This window comes from Pseudomonas sp. FP597, assembly GCF_030687435.1.
Taxonomy (GTDB): Bacteria; Pseudomonadota; Gammaproteobacteria; order Pseudomonadales; family Pseudomonadaceae; genus Aquipseudomonas; species Aquipseudomonas lactucae.
In genome coordinates, this window is sequence record NZ_CP117432.1 from 5,119,437 (window position 1) to 5,135,509 (window position 16,073).

Below are 16,073 nucleotides of genomic sequence, written 5' to 3' on the forward strand. Positions count from 1 at the left end.
CCCGATGGCCATAGGTATCTACACAATTTCTAAAAGCTGAAACGGGTCTCTGTGGTGAGCGGGCTTGTCCCGCGCTGGGCTGCGAAGCAGCCCTAAAACCTGCACCTCGGTTACTTCTGACACACCGCGGTGACTTTATTGGGGCTGCTTCGCAGCCCAGCGCGGGACAAGCCCGCTCACCACAACAGCCCATTGACCCTAGATTATTCGCTCAGCGGAAGTTGTGTAGATACCTATGCCCCGATGGCGGCCTGACAGCCGACGAGTCTCTAACTGATGCCCTCGGTCCAAATCCTATGCACTTGGAGGGTTGTCCGTCTCCTGCAATTGCTCCCACAATTGGGCGGCGCCCGGAAACTCGGTACCGTCCTCGGCATCCAGTGCATCCGGGTCATAACGGCTCAGGCATCCTTCCCCCAACGTCGCGGGCGCCTTGGCGGTGGCTTTATCGAGAGGGTCGGTCATTGCGCGGTCCTGCCATGCAGTGAAAAAAAAGGGCCTGAAGCGATTTAACGCCCAGGCCCTTGATTGTTCAACAGGTGTCGATCAGAACACCACGGTCTTGTTGCCGTGCACCAGTACGCGATCTTCCAGGTGGTAACGCAGGCCGCGGGCCAGCACCATTTTTTCGACGTCACGGCCGAAACGCACCATGTCTTCGATACTGTCGCTATGGCTGACACGTACCACGTCCTGCTCGATGATCGGGCCGGCGTCCAGCTCCTCGGTCACGTAGTGGCAGGTCGCGCCGATCAGCTTGACGCCACGCAGGGACGCCTGGTGATAAGGCTTGGCGCCCACGAACGACGGCAGGAAGCTGTGGTGAATGTTGATCACCTTGCCCGCGTATTCACGGCACAACTGCGGAGGCAGGATCTGCATGTAGCGCGCCAGTACGACCACATTGGCTTCATGCTGCTTGACCAGACGGGACACCTCGGCGAACGCCGGCTCCTTGTCCTGTGGGTCGACCGGTATGTGGTAGTAAGGAATGCCGTGCCACTCGACCATGCTGCGCAGGTCGTCATGGTTGGAGATGACGCAGGCGATCTCGCAGTCCAACTCATCGCTGTGCCAGCGGTGCAGCAAGTCAGCCAGGCAGTGGGATTCGCGGCTCGCCATCAATACCACGCGCTTTTTCTGCTCGGTGTCAGTGATGTGCCAGGTCATCGAAAACTCTTCGGCAATCGGCGCAAACGCCTCGCGGAAGGCCTCAAGACCAAAGGGCAACGTGTCGGCACGAATTTCGTGACGCATGAAGAACCAACCACTCAGATTGTCCGAGTGGTGGCTCGCTTCGGTGATCCAACCGTTATGGGAGGCCAGAAAGTTACTGACCTTGGCAACGATGCCGACCCGGTCCGGGCAAGCAATCACCAGCCGAAAAGTGCGCATTAGGGGAAAACTCCAGAACTTCGCAAAGGCCGCCATTCTAGCGATTGCGCAGGAAAACTGCAGTATTCGTTCGCGCTTATTCTGATCGGGGACGCGTGCATTGCCCCTTAATCGCCCAGGGTTTTACCGCCCTTATATGACGCTACTGTGTCCTTCCAGGCGTGTGGTGATTTCCCGCGAGATTATGTTTCGTTCTACACCGTTGTAATTAACGAGGTCGCAGGGATTTGCCGCAAACATTCAACCTAATTCACATAAATGCGGCCTTAAATGTTTACTTGAGGAAACTGCCTGACTATTATTAGCCAACGTTCACTGTCCAATCAGCGCTCTCCATAAGGTAGTCCACATGTCCCTGATCAACGAATACCGTGCCACCGAAGAAGCTATCAAAGAGCTGCAAGCCCGTTTGAAGAACCTGTCCCAAGACGACAAACTGAAAACCGAGCTGGAATTCGAAGGTAAATTGCGCACCCTCATGGGTGAATACTCCAAGTCCCTGCGCGACATCATTGCGCTGCTGGATCCAGAGTCGAAAGTTAAAGCACCTCGTGGCGCCGTGAAAACTACCGGCACCAAGCGCGCTCGCAAGGTCAAGCAGTACAAGAACCCGCACAACGGCGAAGTGATTGAAACCAAGGGTGGCAACCACAAAACCCTGAAAGAGTGGAAAGCCAAGTGGGGCGGTGACGTGGTTGAAGGCTGGGCTACCCTGCTGGGCTAAGCCGACGCGGATACGCAACATATTAAAAACGCCAGCTTGCTGGCGTTTTTTATTGCCTGTCTATTCTGCAGGCTGATTAGAGATTCAAACGGGCCGCCAAAGAATCGGCATATTCCTGCCACTGCCCCAACACCTGCTGCTGAAACGGCGTCGCACTAACCGCCAACTCCAGCCGGGCCTGCTTAAATGCCTCAAGGGTATTCGGCGCGCCCCACTCGGGATTTGACAAACGTTGCTGACAGAAAAGTTTCCAACGTTGTTGCTCCTCGCTGTCCAACGTATCGGGGAAGTTACGCGCGCGGTAGCGAAATAATAATTCAGGCAGGCGATGATCATCAAAGGGCCACTGCGCGCGAGCTAACTGCGATGGCTCAGCCATTCGGACTTGTTCGCATAAGCGTCGATCGCGATCACCGATAAAACCATCGTAGAGCTGCTGTTCCGGGTCCGCATTCGCCGCAAATTCTTCCTGCGCATAAATGGCCGCCAATTTATCGCGCCAAAGTTCCTGTGCGTCAGTTAGCCGCAGTGCTCGCGCCTGATAAACAGCCATGTCCAATTGTAGGCGTTCACGGTCTTCAGCCCGCAATACGCTCAAAGGCGCCACCACCGGGCAACGGTTGACATGCACCAACTTGAGCGGGACGGGCAGCTCCCCTTCGGCCAGGTCATCACGACGGGTGTAGAGCCGCTGACGCAGGGTTTCGGCATCGGTGTCCAGCAGCCCCTGAGGGTCGAGCCCAAGGTCGCAGACAATCAGCGCATTGCGGTTGCGCGGGTGCCAGGCCAGGGGCAGCACCACGCCCAGGTAATGACGCTCGGCGGAAAAACGTCCGGAGATATGTACCACCGGTTGCAGCAGGCGCACCTGATCCATCACCCGTTGTTTGCTGCGCAGTTGAAACAGCCAGTCGTAGAGCCTGGGTTGTTTCTCGCGAACCAGCCGAGCCAGGGCGATCGTGGCGCGCACGTCGGACAACGCATCGTGGGCCTGGCCATGGTCGATGGCGTTCGCGGCAGTCAGGCGCTCAAGCTTGAGCGTCACGCGCCCGTCCTGCTGCGGCCATTCGATGCCCTCCGGACGCAGGGCGTAGGCGGTACGCACCACGTCAATCAAATCCCACCGGCTGTTTCCCCCTTGCCACTCCCGCGCATAGGGGTCGAAAAAATTGCGATACAGGCTGTAGCGCGTCATTTCATCGTCAAATCGCAAGGTATTGTAGCCGGCACCACACGTCCCCGGAGCGGCCAGCTCGGCATGAACCCGAGTCATGAAATCGGCCTCGGCCAGGCCCTTTTCGTCGAGTACGCCGGGCGTGATGCCGGTGATCGCACACGCGGCGGGGTGGGGCAGGATATCGTCGCTGGGACGGCAATAGAGATTGACCGGGGGGCCGATCTCGTTGAGTTCGAGATCGGTACGAATTCCGGCTACCTGAAGAGGACGATCATTGCGCGGGTTAATGCCGGTGGTTTCATAGTCGTACCAGAAAATGGAGGTCACGGGCTGTTCCTGTACTGAAGATCGACAGAGTCTAGGCGCTGAACAGCGTCAGGGGCCAGCCTCAATTCAACTGTACAAACATCCAGCAAAAACTTGAATGATTGATTCCACCGCCGACACTGATAGCATCCGTATCTCCCAGCCGCTCTGCACTGCCAAGGATCGCGATGCCATCAGCCCCATTGGACACCCGCTACCAGATCGAAACCCCGGAGGGAATCGACCTGCCACTGCGCCCGGCCGGCCTGGTTCCGCGCGCGCTGGCCTTTACCTTCGATCTGGGCGCGCGCGGCGTGCTCATGGGCGTCCTGCTGGTGCCCTTGGCATTGCTCGGCAACATTGGCATAGGCCTGGGCTCGCTGCTGCTGTTCCTGGTCAGCTGGTGGTACATGGTGTTGTTCGAAGTACTCAATCAAGGCTGTTCGCCGGGCAAACAGGTCATGGGGTTGCGCGTGGTACAGGACGACGGCACGCCCATCGGCTGGTCCGCATCGCTCATCCGTAACCTGCTGCGGTTTGTCGACATGCTGCCTTTCGGCTACTTCCTCGGCTCAATCAGCTGCCTGCAGCATCCTCACTTCAAACGCCTTGGCGACCTCGCGGCAGGCACCCTTGTGGTCTACCGCGAACTCCCGCTGGCGCGCCCGCAAGTGCCTCAAGCCAAAGCCCTGCGACTGCCTTTTGCCCTGGAACTGAGCGAGCAGCGGGCGATCCTGGCCTTCGCCGAACGCCAGGGCGAACTGTCTGCCGAGCGCACGCACGAGTTGGCCTCGATCCTGGCGACCCCCTTGCAGGTTTCACCGGCACGCGCCGTGGAACAGCTCAATGGCGTGGCCCGTGGCCTGTTGGGGCCGACATGAAACAAAGTCTTTTCGAAAGTCGCCACCAACCGCAATGGCAAGCCTTTGCCGAACAGCTCCAGCAGCTGGAACGAGGTAAAGCCAAGGCCGGTGACAGTGCAGACTTCCCGCATCAATACCGGCGGTTGTGCCAGCACCTGGCCCTGGCCCAGGAGCGCGGCTATAGCAGTTATCTGGTTGACCCGCTGCAACAACTGGCACTGCGCGGCCACCAACAACTGTATCGACATCGTGGCCAGTTGGCGGCGAACGTGCTGAGCTTCCTGCTGGCGGGTTTCCCACGGCTGGTGCGCGAGCAGTATCTTTTCGTATTGGCCGCCAGCCTGCTGTTCTTTGGCAGCCTGCTGGGGATCGCCCTGCTGGTCTACCTGTTTCCCGACCTGATCTACAGCATCGTCAGCCCCTCGCAGGTTGCCGAAATGCAGGCCATGTACGATCCCGATGCCAGTCGCCTGGGCCGCGCCGCCGAACGCGCATCGAGCGAAGACTGGATGATGTTCGGCTATTACGTGATGCATAACATCGGCATCGCCTTCCAAACGTTCGCAGCCGGTTTGCTATTTGGCCTGGGCAGTGTGTTTTTCCTGATTTTCAACGGGTTGATCATCGGCGCGATCTCCGGGCACCTGACCGAAATCGGCTATGGGCAGACCTTCTGGTCATTTGTCATCGGTCATGGTGCCTTTGAACTGACGGCCATCGCCCTCGCCGGCGCCGCCGGTCTGCAACTGGGCTGGGCGCTGATCGCACCGGGGCAGTTGACGCGAGGTGAATCCCTGCGGCTCGCCGCCCATAAAAGTGTGCAATTGCTATGCGGTGTCATGCTGTTTCTGCTGATCGCAGCGTTTATCGAAGCCTATTGGTCCTCCACCACACAGATCGCTCCGGGGGTCAAATACCTGGTAGGAGCCGCACTGTGGATACTGGTGGGCGCCTACCTGACCCTTGCCGGACGGACCCGCCATGCGCCTGAGTGATGCGAGCGTGGTGATCAGGCCGCGCACTGCCTGGGAAGCCATGGATCTGGGCGCACTGATGGCCCGTGAATATCGTGTGCTGCTGATGGGCAGTTGGGCACTGGTGACCTTGCCGGTATTTGCCTTGCTCACTGCGCTGTTGTGGAAATATCCCTCCATGGCCATGTTCCTGTTCTGGTGGTTCAAACCGGCATTCGAGCGCTTGCCTCTGTATATCCTGTCCAAGGCGCTGTTCGGCGAAACACCCAGCCTCAAGCAGGCCGTGCGCCAGTGGCCACGCCTGCTTAAAGGCCAATTGCTGGCCAGCCTGACCTGGCGGCGACTGAGCCTCAGCCGCAGCTTCGTGATGCCGGTCAGCCAGCTTGAGGGCCTGGACGGCGAGGCGCGTCAAAAACGCCTGGGCGTGTTGCAACAACGTAACGCGGGGGCCGCACGCTGGCTGACGTTCGTCGGTGTGCATCTGGAAAGCGGGCTCTGGTTCGGCTGCCTGGCGCTGTTCTATCTGCTCATTCCACAGCAACTTGAACTGGATTGGGACTGGCAACGTCTGGCGCTGGCGGCGAATGCCGAAGTGCTTTGGCTGTCACACCTTAGCAATGCGTTCTACGCCTTGATCCTGGTGTTTTGGGAGCCCATCTATGTCGCCTGCGGTTTCAGCCTCTATCTCAATCGACGCACCGTGCTCGAGGCATGGGATCTTGAGCTGGTATTCCGGCACCTGCGCCAGCGTCTGAGCAGCGGGGTGGCGCTTTTATTGCTGGTGATCGGGCTGACGCTACAGCCATTCGTAACGCCCGCAATGGCCGCTGAAACCAAACCCTTGAGCACCCAGGACTCCAGACAATCGATCAAGTCATTGCTGGAAAAGCCGCCCTTTAAAAATCCGGAAACCGTTACCCGCTACCGGTTCGGCGAAGAACAAAAAACCACGGTGAAAAAAAACAAGGTCCACAGTGACGGAAAGCTACCGGCCTGGCTTCAATCACTGCTGGACAACCTCAACAGCGATGCCTTCAAACACGTCGCACGCGGCCTGGAAGTCGTGCTGTGGAGTCTACTGGTGGGCGGCATCGCCCTGCTGGTGTGGCGCTATCGCGATTGGCTGCGCACGTTTGTCAGTCGACGAGGGCCACGCAAGCCTGAACAGACCCGACAGGTACCTGCGCAACTCTTCGGCCTGGAACTGGGCACAGAAACCTTGCCTCTGGATATCGCCAGCGCAGCGGAACACCTCTGGACCACCCAGCCACGGGAAGCCCTTGGTCTTTTGTACCGCGGTCTGCTCAGCCGCCTATTGCATGATTACAACGTGCCGCTTAAAAGCGCCGACACCGAGGGGCAGGTACTGGAACGCGTGCACCAACTGCAGCTACCGCCATTGCTGGCCTTCAGTGATGAACTGACCCGACACTGGCAAAACCTTGCCTATGGCCATCACCTCCCTCCCGCCTCCGCCCAACAAAAACTATGCAGCGATTGGCGCGCCCTGTTCAGTTCGGGGGGCACTCAATGAACCGGCCATTGCCGTGGGTACTGTTAATACTGGCGTGCCTGCTCGGAGCGGGCGGCTTTTATGCCTGGCGCAAAGCGATTCCGTACGACGTCGTGGTCGACAGAGGCCCAGCGCCCCAAGCACTGGCCAACCCTTACCTCGCGGCCGAGCACTTCCTGCGCCAGCAAGGCCTGAGCGTGGAGCATGCCAATAGCCTTGCCCATCTGGACACCCTTGCATCCAAGGGTAATAGCCTTTTGCTGCTGGGCGAACGAAGCAACCTGTCGCCACGTCAGGTGGGCCAACTGCTGGACTGGGCCAAATCCGGCGGTCACCTGTTAGTGGTGGCGGAGGCACTATGGGACGAAGAAACCGGCAAGAGCGGTGACTTGCTGCTCGATCGCCTGAATATCCACCAGGCCTTGAGTGACGAACCCGAAGAACCCGTCCCGGCGCGTAAAAAGAACGCGCCGGACCTGACCAAACTCTATGTCGACAACGAAACCGCCCCGGCCTACTTCAGCTTTGACACCGACTTCAACCTCATAGACCCCGGGCACCTGGCACAGTTTTCGGCCAATAGCGCCCAGTCGAGCCACCTGATGCAACTCGAGGTCGGGAACGGTCGCGTCACCGTGATCACCGACAGTGACTTGTGGAAAACACCGGACATCGGCAAACACGATAATGCCTGGCTGCTGTGGTACCTGAACCAGGGAACTGCCGTGACCTTGCTGTTCAACAGCGACGTCGACGATCTGCTCACCCTGCTGGTACGTTATTTCCCCCAGGCACTGGTCGCGCTCATTGCCCTGATCGCTCTGGCTCTCTGGCACGCAGGCATGCGGCAGGGCCCGATCCAGGCGCCCGCCTCCAGGGCCCGCCGACAGTTGCAGGAACACTTGAAAGCCAGCTCCGACTTCCTGCTGCGGCGCAACGGCCAAGGCACGCTGTTGCACGCGCTGCAACGTGATATCCAGCGCGCCGCGCGGCGCCGCCACCCCGGTTTTGAGCACCTCGACAATACAGAACAGTGGCGCGTGCTTGAACACCTGACGCACCAACCCTCTCATATCATCAGCCAGGCCCTCGGCCCACTCCCGGAAAAGCGGCTGTCCAGCGCCGACTTCAGCCGACAGGTGGCGTGCCTGCAAACCCTCAGGAATGCCTTATGAGTGATTTTTCCAGCGCTACCGCCTTGACCGACGACACGTTGCAACGCGCCACCCAGCAGGCACAGGCCCTGCGCATTGAGTTGCGCAAGGCGGTGATCGGGCAAGACCTGGTGATTGATGACGTACTCACCGCACTGATCGCCGGCGGCCATGTATTGCTCGAAGGCGTGCCCGGACTGGGCAAGACCCTGCTGGTGCGTGCCCTGGCCCGCTGCTTCGACGGAGACTTCGCGCGAATCCAGTTCACCCCGGACCTGATGCCCAGCGATGTAACCGGCCATGCCGTGTACGACCTGCACTCGGAACAGTTCAAGTTGCGCAAAGGGCCGGTATTCACTCACCTGTTGCTGGCCGACGAAATCAATCGGGCGCCGGCCAAGACCCAGGCGGCCCTGCTGGAAGCCATGCAGGAACGACAAGTCACCCTCGAAGGCGAGGCGCTGCCCATCGACCAACCCTTCATGGTGCTGGCCACCCAGAACCCTATCGAGCAGGAAGGCACCTACCCTCTGCCCGAAGCGGAACTGGACCGTTTCATGCTCAAGGTGCGCATGGATTATCCCGATGCCCGACAGGAACTGGAAATGGTGCGCGAAGTGACGCGCTCATCACGCGCCGACATGCTGGATGTGCAGCCGCTGCGCACCGTGCTGCAGGCCGAGGACGTGCTGCAACTGCAACAGGTCGCCAGTGCGCTGGCCCTGGATGAACACGTGCTCGACTACGCCGTACGCCTGGCGCGAGCTACCCGCAGTTGGCCAGGACTGGCCATCGGCGCCGGACCACGCGCGTCCATCGACCTGGTACGCGGCGCCCGCGCCCGCGCGTTGTTGCGCGGTGGCGCATTTGTTACGCCTGACGACATCAAGGGATGTGCCCTGGCGGTACTGCGCCATCGCGTACGTATCGCGCCGGAGTTGGACATCGATGGGCTGGAGGTCGATCAGGTACTCAAGCAGATGCTGGATCAGATTCCGGCGCCTCGGCAATGACACGCCCATGAAACCGACCCGCTTGCTGTTGATCTGGCTTGGTGCGCTGCTGGGCTTGAGCATTCTGTTGGGCGCTGCCGAAGCCTTGCAGTTCAAGGTGCCCGATACCTTGCACTCGGTGGTGTGGGGCTTGCTCCTGGCACTGTTGCTGCTCGCCCTGCTGGACGCCCTGCGGTTGCGCCGTCGTGCATCCCCGCAGGTGCATCGGCAGTTACCGGGCAGCCTGGCACTGGGGCGCTGGGGCGAAGTGCGCCTTGCGGTGGAGCACACTTCCCGACAGCCCGTGACGGTGCAGGTGTTCGATCACGTCCCGGACGGGCTGAGCGTAGAGAGCATGCCGCAGTCCATCCAACTGCGTCCCGGTGAACGCAGTGAGCTTGGCTATCGTTTGCGGCCCTTGCGACGTGGGCATTTCGAGTTCAGCCGCTGCGAAATCCACCTGCCCAGCCCATTGGGGTTGTGGTCGGCAAGGCGCGTGATCGAGGTCAAGGATGCCACCCGCGTCTACCCGGATTTCGCCCGCCTGTACGGTGCTCAACTGTTGGGCGTGGATAACTGGTTGAGCCAGCTTGGGGTACGTCAACGCCAACGGCGGGGGCTTGGGCTGGAGTTTCATCAACTGCGCGAATTTCGCGAAGGCGATAGCCTGCGGCAAATCGATTGGAAAGCCACCGCGCGGCAACGCACACCCATTGCCCGTGAATACCAGGATGAACGCGACCAACAGATCGTGTTCATGCTTGATTGCGGCCGACGCATGCGCAGCCAGGATGACGAGCTGTCGCATTTTGACCATGCCCTCAACGCCTGCCTGCTGCTCAGCTATGTCGCCTTGCGTCAGGGTGATGCCGTGGGCCTGTGCACCTTTGCCGCCGACGAGCCGCGCTATCTGGCGCCGGTCAAGGGCAGCAGCCAATTGAACGTGTTGCTCAACACGGTCTACGACCTGGACACCACGCGCCGAACGGCCGACTACCAAGCCGCGGCAAGCCAACTGTTGGCACGGCAAAAACGTCGGGCATTGGTGATTGTGGTGACCAACCTGCGTGATGAGGACGATGAAGCGCTGCTTACCGCGGTCAAGCGCATCAGCCGGCACCATAGGGTGATGGTCGCCAGCCTGCGCGAGGAAGTACTCGATCACCTGCGCCAGGCCCCCGTGCAAACCTTGCCCGAAGCCTTGGCCTACAGCGGCACCGTCGATTACCTCAATGCGCGGGATGAACTGCATGACCGCCTGGCCGCTCACGGCTTGTCGGTATTGGATACCTTGCCGTCAGACATGGGCGCGGCGCTGGTCACACGCTACCTGGGATGGAAAAAAGCCGGGGTATTGTAAGAAACAACGCCCGGCCACGGCAGGGCGAGTCCGGTGTTATCCAGAAAGGGCCCGCAAAGGATCAAAGCTGAAGTAATGCAGCAACGCGCTGATCAGTTGCTTATAGTCTTCGGACGCGTCAAGCACGCTGAACCCTGAGTCGTAATGCTGGGGATTGATATCTTCACGGCTCCACAGACAGCTCGCGGTGATATCGATCGGACGAAAACTTCCGTCAGCTTCGGGAAGCTTCAAGCGCAGCTCGAAGTCAACGCCCACCATCATCGGCAACTGGCTGATCAACATCAGCCCGTCTTGCGAAACATTGCCCAAAAAGCCGATGGGCTTGTCGGTGATACGGTTAAACACTTGCAGGAAACAAGTGAGTTGATGCCGCTCGATCCGTCGGTCGGTAAACATGCTGAGATCGCCATCCGTGGGCCATGACTTCGGCCGTGCCAGTGATTCGGAACGAGCATACGCTCGCTCTCCCTGGATCTCGGTGTGACAACGCACTACGTTTTGCCACCAGACATCTGCCGAATCCGGGCCTTGCATTTGTTCGACTATAAAGTTGTACAAACCAATATTCGAAGAATAGCCCAAGACTGGCAACGGGCCACTTATAAAACGACGAATAGCCTCACAAAGAGGCCGGACGCGGCTGAGCGACGCTTGCCCCGCCATAATGTCCCAGCTGTTGCAGGGTATCCAGTCTCGCACGGGCGCGGTAAGCGTACTCGCTCGACGGGTACTGATTGATGATGAACTGGTAGGTCTGGACCGCATCGACGAACAGCTTCTGTCGTTCGAGACACTGCCCGCGCAGCATCGAAACCTCCGGTTGCACGTAACGGCGGCTACGGCTTTCACGGTCCACCTGGGACAACTCCAGGGTGACGCGCTCACAATCACCGACCTTGTAGGCACGATAGGCGTTGTTCAAATGATGGTCCATCGACCAGCGGGTGCAGCCGACCGCACTGACGGCCAGGGCGGCAATAAGCAAAATTCGCATGAGGGTTCTCCTGTCTTGAGCAATATATCGACCCCTCGTCGAAAATCTTCAAGGACGTTGGTTTTTTTCAGCCGCCGCGAAACAACTCAATCGTCAATAAGTAGTGCAAACGAACAATGACTACAACGAAAGAGCATAGTAGCCTTCCCCAGCGCTTGAACTCAGGAGTCTGTGCATGTCCGTCCGTCGTACCAAAATCGTCGCCACCCTTGGCCCGGCCAGCAACTCGCCGGAAGTCCTCGAACAGCTGATTCTGGCTGGTTTGGACGTTGCCCGTCTGAACTTCTCCCACGGCACCCCGGACGAGCACAAGGCTCGCGCCAAACTGGTGCGTGACCTGGCCGCCAAGCACGGCCGCTTCGTCGCACTGCTGGGTGACCTGCAAGGCCCGAAAATCCGTATCGCCAAATTTGCCAACAAGCGGATCGAGCTGAAGATCGGTGACACCTTCACCTTCTCCACCAGCCACCCGCTGACCGAAGGCAACCAGCAAGTCGTGGGTATCGACTACCCGGACCTGGTCAAGGATTGTGGCGTCGGTGACGAATTGCTGCTCGATGATGGCCGTGTGGTCATGCGCGTCGACACCGCCACCGGCACCGAGCTGATCTGCACCGTGATCATCGGCGGCCCGCTGTCCGACCACAAAGGCATCAACCGTCGCGGTGGTGGCCTGACGGCGCCGGCCCTGACCGAAAAAGACAAGGCCGACATCAAGCTCGCCGCTGAAATGGAAGTGGACTACCTCGCCGTGTCCTTCCCACGCGACGCCGCCGATATGGAATACGCCCGCAAACTGCGCGACGAAGCCGGCGGTACCGCCTGGCTGGTGGCGAAGATCGAACGCGCCGAAGCCGTGGCCAATGACGAAACCCTCGACGGCCTGATCAAGGCCTCCGACGCGGTGATGGTTGCCCGTGGTGACCTAGGCGTGGAAATCGGCGACGCCGAGCTGATCGGTATTCAGAAAAAGATCATCCTGCACGCACGCCGTCACAACAAAGCGGTGATCGTGGCGACCCAGATGATGGAGTCGATGATCCAGAACCCGATGCCCACCCGCGCCGAAGTATCCGACGTGGCCAACGCCGTGCTCGACTACACCGACGCCGTGATGCTCTCGGCGGAAAGCGCCGCGGGCCCGTATCCGCTGGAAGCCGTGCAGGCCATGGCGCGTATCTGCCTCGGCGCCGAGAAGCACCCGACCAGCAAGACCTCCAGCCACCGTATCGGCAAAGAGTTCGAAAGCTGCGACCAGAGCATCGCCCTGGCAGCGATGTACACCGCCAACCATTTCCCGGGCGTCAAAGCGATCATCGCCCTGACCGAAAGTGGCTACACGCCGTTGATCATGTCGCGCATCCGTTCGTCGGTACCGATCTACGCGTTCACTCCTCACCGCGAAGCCCAGGCCCGCGCGGCGATGTTCCGTGGCGTGTACACCATTCCGTTCGATCCGGCTTCGCTGGCACCGAACGAAGTCAGCCAGAAGGCTATCGATGAATTGGTTAAACGCGGCGTCGTAGAGAAAGGCGACTGGGTCATCCTGACCAAGGGCGACAGCTACCACACCACCGGTGGCACCAATGGCATGAAGATCCTGCACGTGGGCGACCCGCAGGTCTGAGTGACACGCTGAAAAAACAAAAGCCCTGCCATGAGAATGGCAGGGCTTTTTGCATTTCAAATGCCGGTTGAGGTGTTGAACCGTCAGGCCTCATCGGGGCATAGGTATCTACACAAACGTTGAGCGAAAACTCCAAGACTAATGAGCTGTTGTGGTGAGCGGACTGGCCCCAATGTCGATCCGTTAATCGCGTACACCCGCAAAGCCTGTACTCGACAGTCAGCGCTCAACCTCGGGGTAGGAACACATCGGCCAGCAGTTGATTGCGCGGCAGCCCCGCCAGGAACAAGCGCTTGGAAAAGGCTTCGACGCTGGCAGGATGCCCGCAGAGCAAGGCCAGCGTTTGCCGCGAAACCACCCGCAGTTGCGTCAATGCCTGGCTCAACTGCGCCGCGGTCCACAACTCCACCGTAAGGTTGGGATGGCTGGCGGCCAGCGCCGACAAGGGTTCGGCCAGGTAATGGCCATCGGCATCGTGGGCCAGGTGAATGACGCGAATGGCCCCCTGATGATCCTGGCGCAACGCCTCACGCAGCACGCCCCACAGCGGCCCCAGGCCGGTGCCGGACGCCAGCAGCCAGAGCGGCCGGGATTGCCAGTCAGGGTCGTATTGCAGCGCACCGCCACGCAATTCGCCCAGGCGCAGACGGTCGCCGACCCGCATCTGTCGGGCCATATCGCAGAATTCACCGGGCAGACGGCAATCGATATGAACCTCCAGAAAAGCATCCTCCTGGGGCAGGCTCGCCAGGGAATACGGCCGCGCCACCTGCCCCGCCCACAGCACCAGATGCTGGCCGGCCCGATAGCGCAAACCACGCTCCGGTTGCAGGCGCAGGCGCAACACCGTCGCGTTCAGCCAATCGGCCCCCACCACCTGGGCCGGCAAACCCTCACGCAGCGGGTCAAACGCTTCAACCCGCACATCCCCCGTCACTTGGCACTGGCACGCCAGGCGCCAGCCATCCTGGCGTTGCGCCGGGCTCAGGGCATCGGGCTGCGCGTCCTCCACCTCACCCAGGCAACGCACCAGACAGGCGTGGCAACTGCCCGCCCGGCAACTGTAGGGCACGGCCACACCCGCCTGGTTCAAGGCGTCCAACAGGTTGCTGCCGGTGGATACCGACCAGTGGCGTTCGCCGACGTGCAGTTCAGGCATGGATACTCTCGAATCAAAAAGGCCCGCACAGGGAATCATGCCGGCGACAGTTTGACCATAGTCGGGTGTATCGGCCACCGTGCCGGGTTATACTGCCGCGCCTTTTTAGCGTCGCGCCAACAATACCTGCTCTTCTTGGCGACGCGCCTTGGAAAGGTGGCTTCAGCCGACCGATGCACTTCACTGAAGCCACCTTTATTGAATGTTCCCTTATAGAGGAGCGCGACTCATGACCGTGATCAAGCAAGACGACCTGATTCAGAGCGTTGCCGACGCCCTGCAATTCATTTCCTACTACCACCCCGTTGACTTCATCCAGGCGATGCACGAGGCCTACCTGCGCGAAGAGTCGCCGGCAGCCCGTGACTCCATGGCCCAGATCCTGATCAACTCGCGCATGTGCGCCACCGGCCATCGCCCGATCTGCCAGGACACCGGTATCGTCACCGTGTTCGTGCGCGTGGGCATGGACGTGCGTTGGGATGGCGCCACCATGGGCCTGGACGACATGATCAACGAAGGCGTGCGTCGCGCCTACAACCTGCCGGAAAACGTGCTGCGGGCGTCCATCCTCGCCGACCCGGCCGGCGCGCGCAAGAACACCAAGGACAACACCCCGGCCGTGATCCACTACTCCATCGTCCCGGGTAACACCGTGGAAGTGGACGTGGCAGCCAAGGGTGGCGGTTCCGAAAACAAGTCGAAGATGGCCATGCTCAACCCGTCCGACTCGATCGTCGACTGGGTGCTCAAGACCGTTCCGACCATGGGCGCCGGCTGGTGCCCACCGGGCATGCTCGGCATCGGCATCGGCGGCACCGCCGAGAAAGCCGCGGTGATGGCCAAGCAAGTGTTGATGGAATCCATCGACATCCACGAGCTGATCAAGCGCGGCCCGTCCAACCGTATCGAAGAGATGCGCCTGGAGCTGTTCGAGAAGGTCAACCAACTGGGCATCGGCGCCCAGGGCCTGGGTGGCCTGACCACCGTGCTCGACGTGAAGATCATGGACTACCCGACCCACGCCGCCTCGTTGCCGGTGTGCATGATCCCCAACTGCGCCGCCACCCGTCACGCGCACTTCGTGCTCGACGGTTCGGGCCCTGCATCACTGGAGGCACCACCGCTGGACGCCTACCCGGAAATCGTCTGGGAGGCCGGCCCATCGGCCCGGCGCGTCGATCTCGACACCCTGACCCCGGAAGACGTGCAAAGCTGGAAGCCGGGCGAAACCGTGCTGCTCAACGGCAAGATGCTCACCGGTCGCGACGCGGCGCACAAGCGCATGGTCGAGATGCTGAACAAGGGCGAAAGCCTGCCGGTGGACCTCAAGGGGCGCTTCATCTACTACGTCGGCCCGGTGGATCCGGTGCGCGAAGAAGTGGTTGGCCCGGCTGGCCCGACCACCGCGACGCGGATGGACAAGTTCACCCGTCAGATCCTCGAGCAGACCGGCCTGTTGGGCATGATCGGCAAATCCGAACGCGGCCCGACCGCGATCGAAGCGATCAAGGACAACAAGGCGGTGTACCTGATGGCCGTGGGCGGCGCCGCTTACCTGGTGGCGCAAGCCATCAAGAAGTCGCGCGTTGTCGCCTTCGCCGAACTGGGCATGGAAGCGATCTACGAGTTCGACGTCAAAGACATGCCGGTCACCGTCGCGGTGGACAGCCAGGGCGAATCCGTCCACATCACCGGTCCTGCCATCTGGCAGAAAAAGATCAGTGAAAGCCTGGCGGTAGAGGTGCAGTAAGCACTTTTCCTGCAAGGATAAAGGCGACTGCGGCACCAAGGCCCAGTCGCCTTTTTTATGGCGCATGGTATGGTGCCTT

Annotated in this window: 15 protein-coding genes; 9 read left to right on the forward strand and 6 right to left on the reverse strand. The window is 60.4% G+C overall.

All coding sequences use genetic code 11. The features are described from left to right. Nucleotides 1–294: 294 nt before the first annotated feature. Both PSH66_RS23465 and purU read right to left on the reverse strand, forming a co-directional pair. Nucleotides 295–465, reverse strand: a complete 171-nt coding sequence (locus tag PSH66_RS23465; protein ID WP_003175826.1) for a hypothetical protein — start codon at nucleotides 463–465, stop codon at nucleotides 295–297. Nucleotides 466–546: 81 nt separating this feature from the next. Next, entirely contained in the window at nucleotides 547–1,395 is an 849-nt protein-coding gene (gene purU, locus PSH66_RS23470) for a formyltetrahydrofolate deformylase (protein ID WP_305427723.1), read from the reverse strand. A 349-nt stretch (nucleotides 1,396–1,744) separates the two neighbouring features. On the opposite strand from purU, the gene mvaT reads away from it, so the two are divergent. Further along, nucleotides 1,745–2,119, forward strand: a complete 375-nt coding sequence (gene mvaT, locus PSH66_RS23475) for a histone-like nucleoid-structuring protein MvaT (protein ID WP_003175830.1) — start codon at nucleotides 1,745–1,747, stop codon at nucleotides 2,117–2,119. 76 nt (nucleotides 2,120–2,195) lie between these two features. Here the strand turns inward: mvaT and sbcB are convergent, their stop codons facing one another. Continuing rightward, the gene (sbcB, locus tag PSH66_RS23480) at nucleotides 2,196–3,623 is read right to left on the reverse strand and encodes an exodeoxyribonuclease I (protein WP_141063353.1); all 1,428 of its coding nucleotides are present in this window, start codon (nucleotides 3,621–3,623) and stop codon (nucleotides 2,196–2,198) included. 167 nt (nucleotides 3,624–3,790) lie between these two features. On the opposite strand from sbcB, the gene PSH66_RS23485 reads away from it, so the two are divergent. The 6 genes from PSH66_RS23485 to PSH66_RS23510 are packed head-to-tail and all read left to right on the forward strand — an operon-like array spanning nucleotide 3,791 to nucleotide 10,458. Next, nucleotides 3,791–4,483, forward strand: a complete 693-nt coding sequence (locus PSH66_RS23485) for an RDD family protein (RefSeq protein ID WP_042945213.1) — start codon at nucleotides 3,791–3,793, stop codon at nucleotides 4,481–4,483. Further along, nucleotides 4,480–5,460 (forward strand): stage II sporulation protein M, encoded by a 981-nt coding sequence (locus PSH66_RS23490; RefSeq protein ID WP_305427724.1) that lies wholly within the window; start codon nucleotides 4,480–4,482, stop codon nucleotides 5,458–5,460. Before PSH66_RS23485 ends, PSH66_RS23490 begins: the two co-directional genes overlap by 4 nt. Then, nucleotides 5,447–6,973: a DUF4129 domain-containing protein gene (locus tag PSH66_RS23495; protein WP_305427725.1), complete on the forward strand. Its 1,527-nt coding sequence runs from the start codon at nucleotides 5,447–5,449 to the stop codon at nucleotides 6,971–6,973. Before PSH66_RS23490 ends, PSH66_RS23495 begins: the two co-directional genes overlap by 14 nt. Next, nucleotides 6,970–8,127: a DUF4350 domain-containing protein gene (locus PSH66_RS23500; protein WP_305427726.1), complete on the forward strand. Its 1,158-nt coding sequence runs from the start codon at nucleotides 6,970–6,972 to the stop codon at nucleotides 8,125–8,127. The genes PSH66_RS23495 and PSH66_RS23500 overlap by 4 nt, the downstream gene beginning before the upstream one ends. After that, a complete protein-coding gene (locus tag PSH66_RS23505; RefSeq protein ID WP_003175836.1) occupies nucleotides 8,124–9,119 on the forward strand; it encodes a MoxR family ATPase in 996 nt (331 codons plus the stop codon). Before PSH66_RS23500 ends, PSH66_RS23505 begins: the two co-directional genes overlap by 4 nt. A gap of 7 nt (nucleotides 9,120–9,126) precedes the next feature. Beyond that, nucleotides 9,127–10,458 (forward strand): DUF58 domain-containing protein, encoded by a 1,332-nt coding sequence (locus PSH66_RS23510; protein ID WP_305427727.1) that lies wholly within the window; start codon nucleotides 9,127–9,129, stop codon nucleotides 10,456–10,458. 36 nt (nucleotides 10,459–10,494) lie between these two features. On the opposite strand, the gene PSH66_RS23515 is transcribed toward PSH66_RS23510, so the two are convergent. Both PSH66_RS23515 and PSH66_RS23520 read right to left on the reverse strand, forming a co-directional pair. Continuing rightward, nucleotides 10,495–10,857 carry a PilZ domain-containing protein gene (locus PSH66_RS23515; protein ID WP_305427728.1) on the reverse strand — a complete coding sequence of 121 codons (363 nt, stop codon included), beginning with the start codon at nucleotides 10,855–10,857 and terminating at the stop codon, nucleotides 10,495–10,497. Between the two features lie 223 nt (nucleotides 10,858–11,080). Further along, nucleotides 11,081–11,455, reverse strand: a complete 375-nt coding sequence (locus PSH66_RS23520) for a hypothetical protein (protein ID WP_078734495.1) — start codon at nucleotides 11,453–11,455, stop codon at nucleotides 11,081–11,083. Between the two features lie 175 nt (nucleotides 11,456–11,630). Here PSH66_RS23520 and pyk point away from each other — a divergent pair, with 175 nt between their 5' ends. After that, nucleotides 11,631–13,082, forward strand: a complete 1,452-nt coding sequence (pyk, locus tag PSH66_RS23525) for a pyruvate kinase (RefSeq protein ID WP_078734496.1) — start codon at nucleotides 11,631–11,633, stop codon at nucleotides 13,080–13,082. A gap of 226 nt (nucleotides 13,083–13,308) precedes the next feature. Here pyk and PSH66_RS23530 read toward each other — a convergent pair whose 3' ends face one another. Further along, a complete protein-coding gene (locus PSH66_RS23530) occupies nucleotides 13,309–14,241 on the reverse strand; it encodes an iron-sulfur-binding ferredoxin reductase (protein WP_003175841.1) in 933 nt (310 codons plus the stop codon). A gap of 229 nt (nucleotides 14,242–14,470) precedes the next feature. Here PSH66_RS23530 and PSH66_RS23535 point away from each other — a divergent pair, with 229 nt between their 5' ends. After that, nucleotides 14,471–15,994, forward strand: coding sequence for a fumarate hydratase (locus tag PSH66_RS23535; RefSeq protein WP_305427729.1), 1,524 nt, complete (start codon nucleotides 14,471–14,473; stop codon nucleotides 15,992–15,994). Nucleotides 15,995–16,073 lie beyond the last annotated feature (79 nt).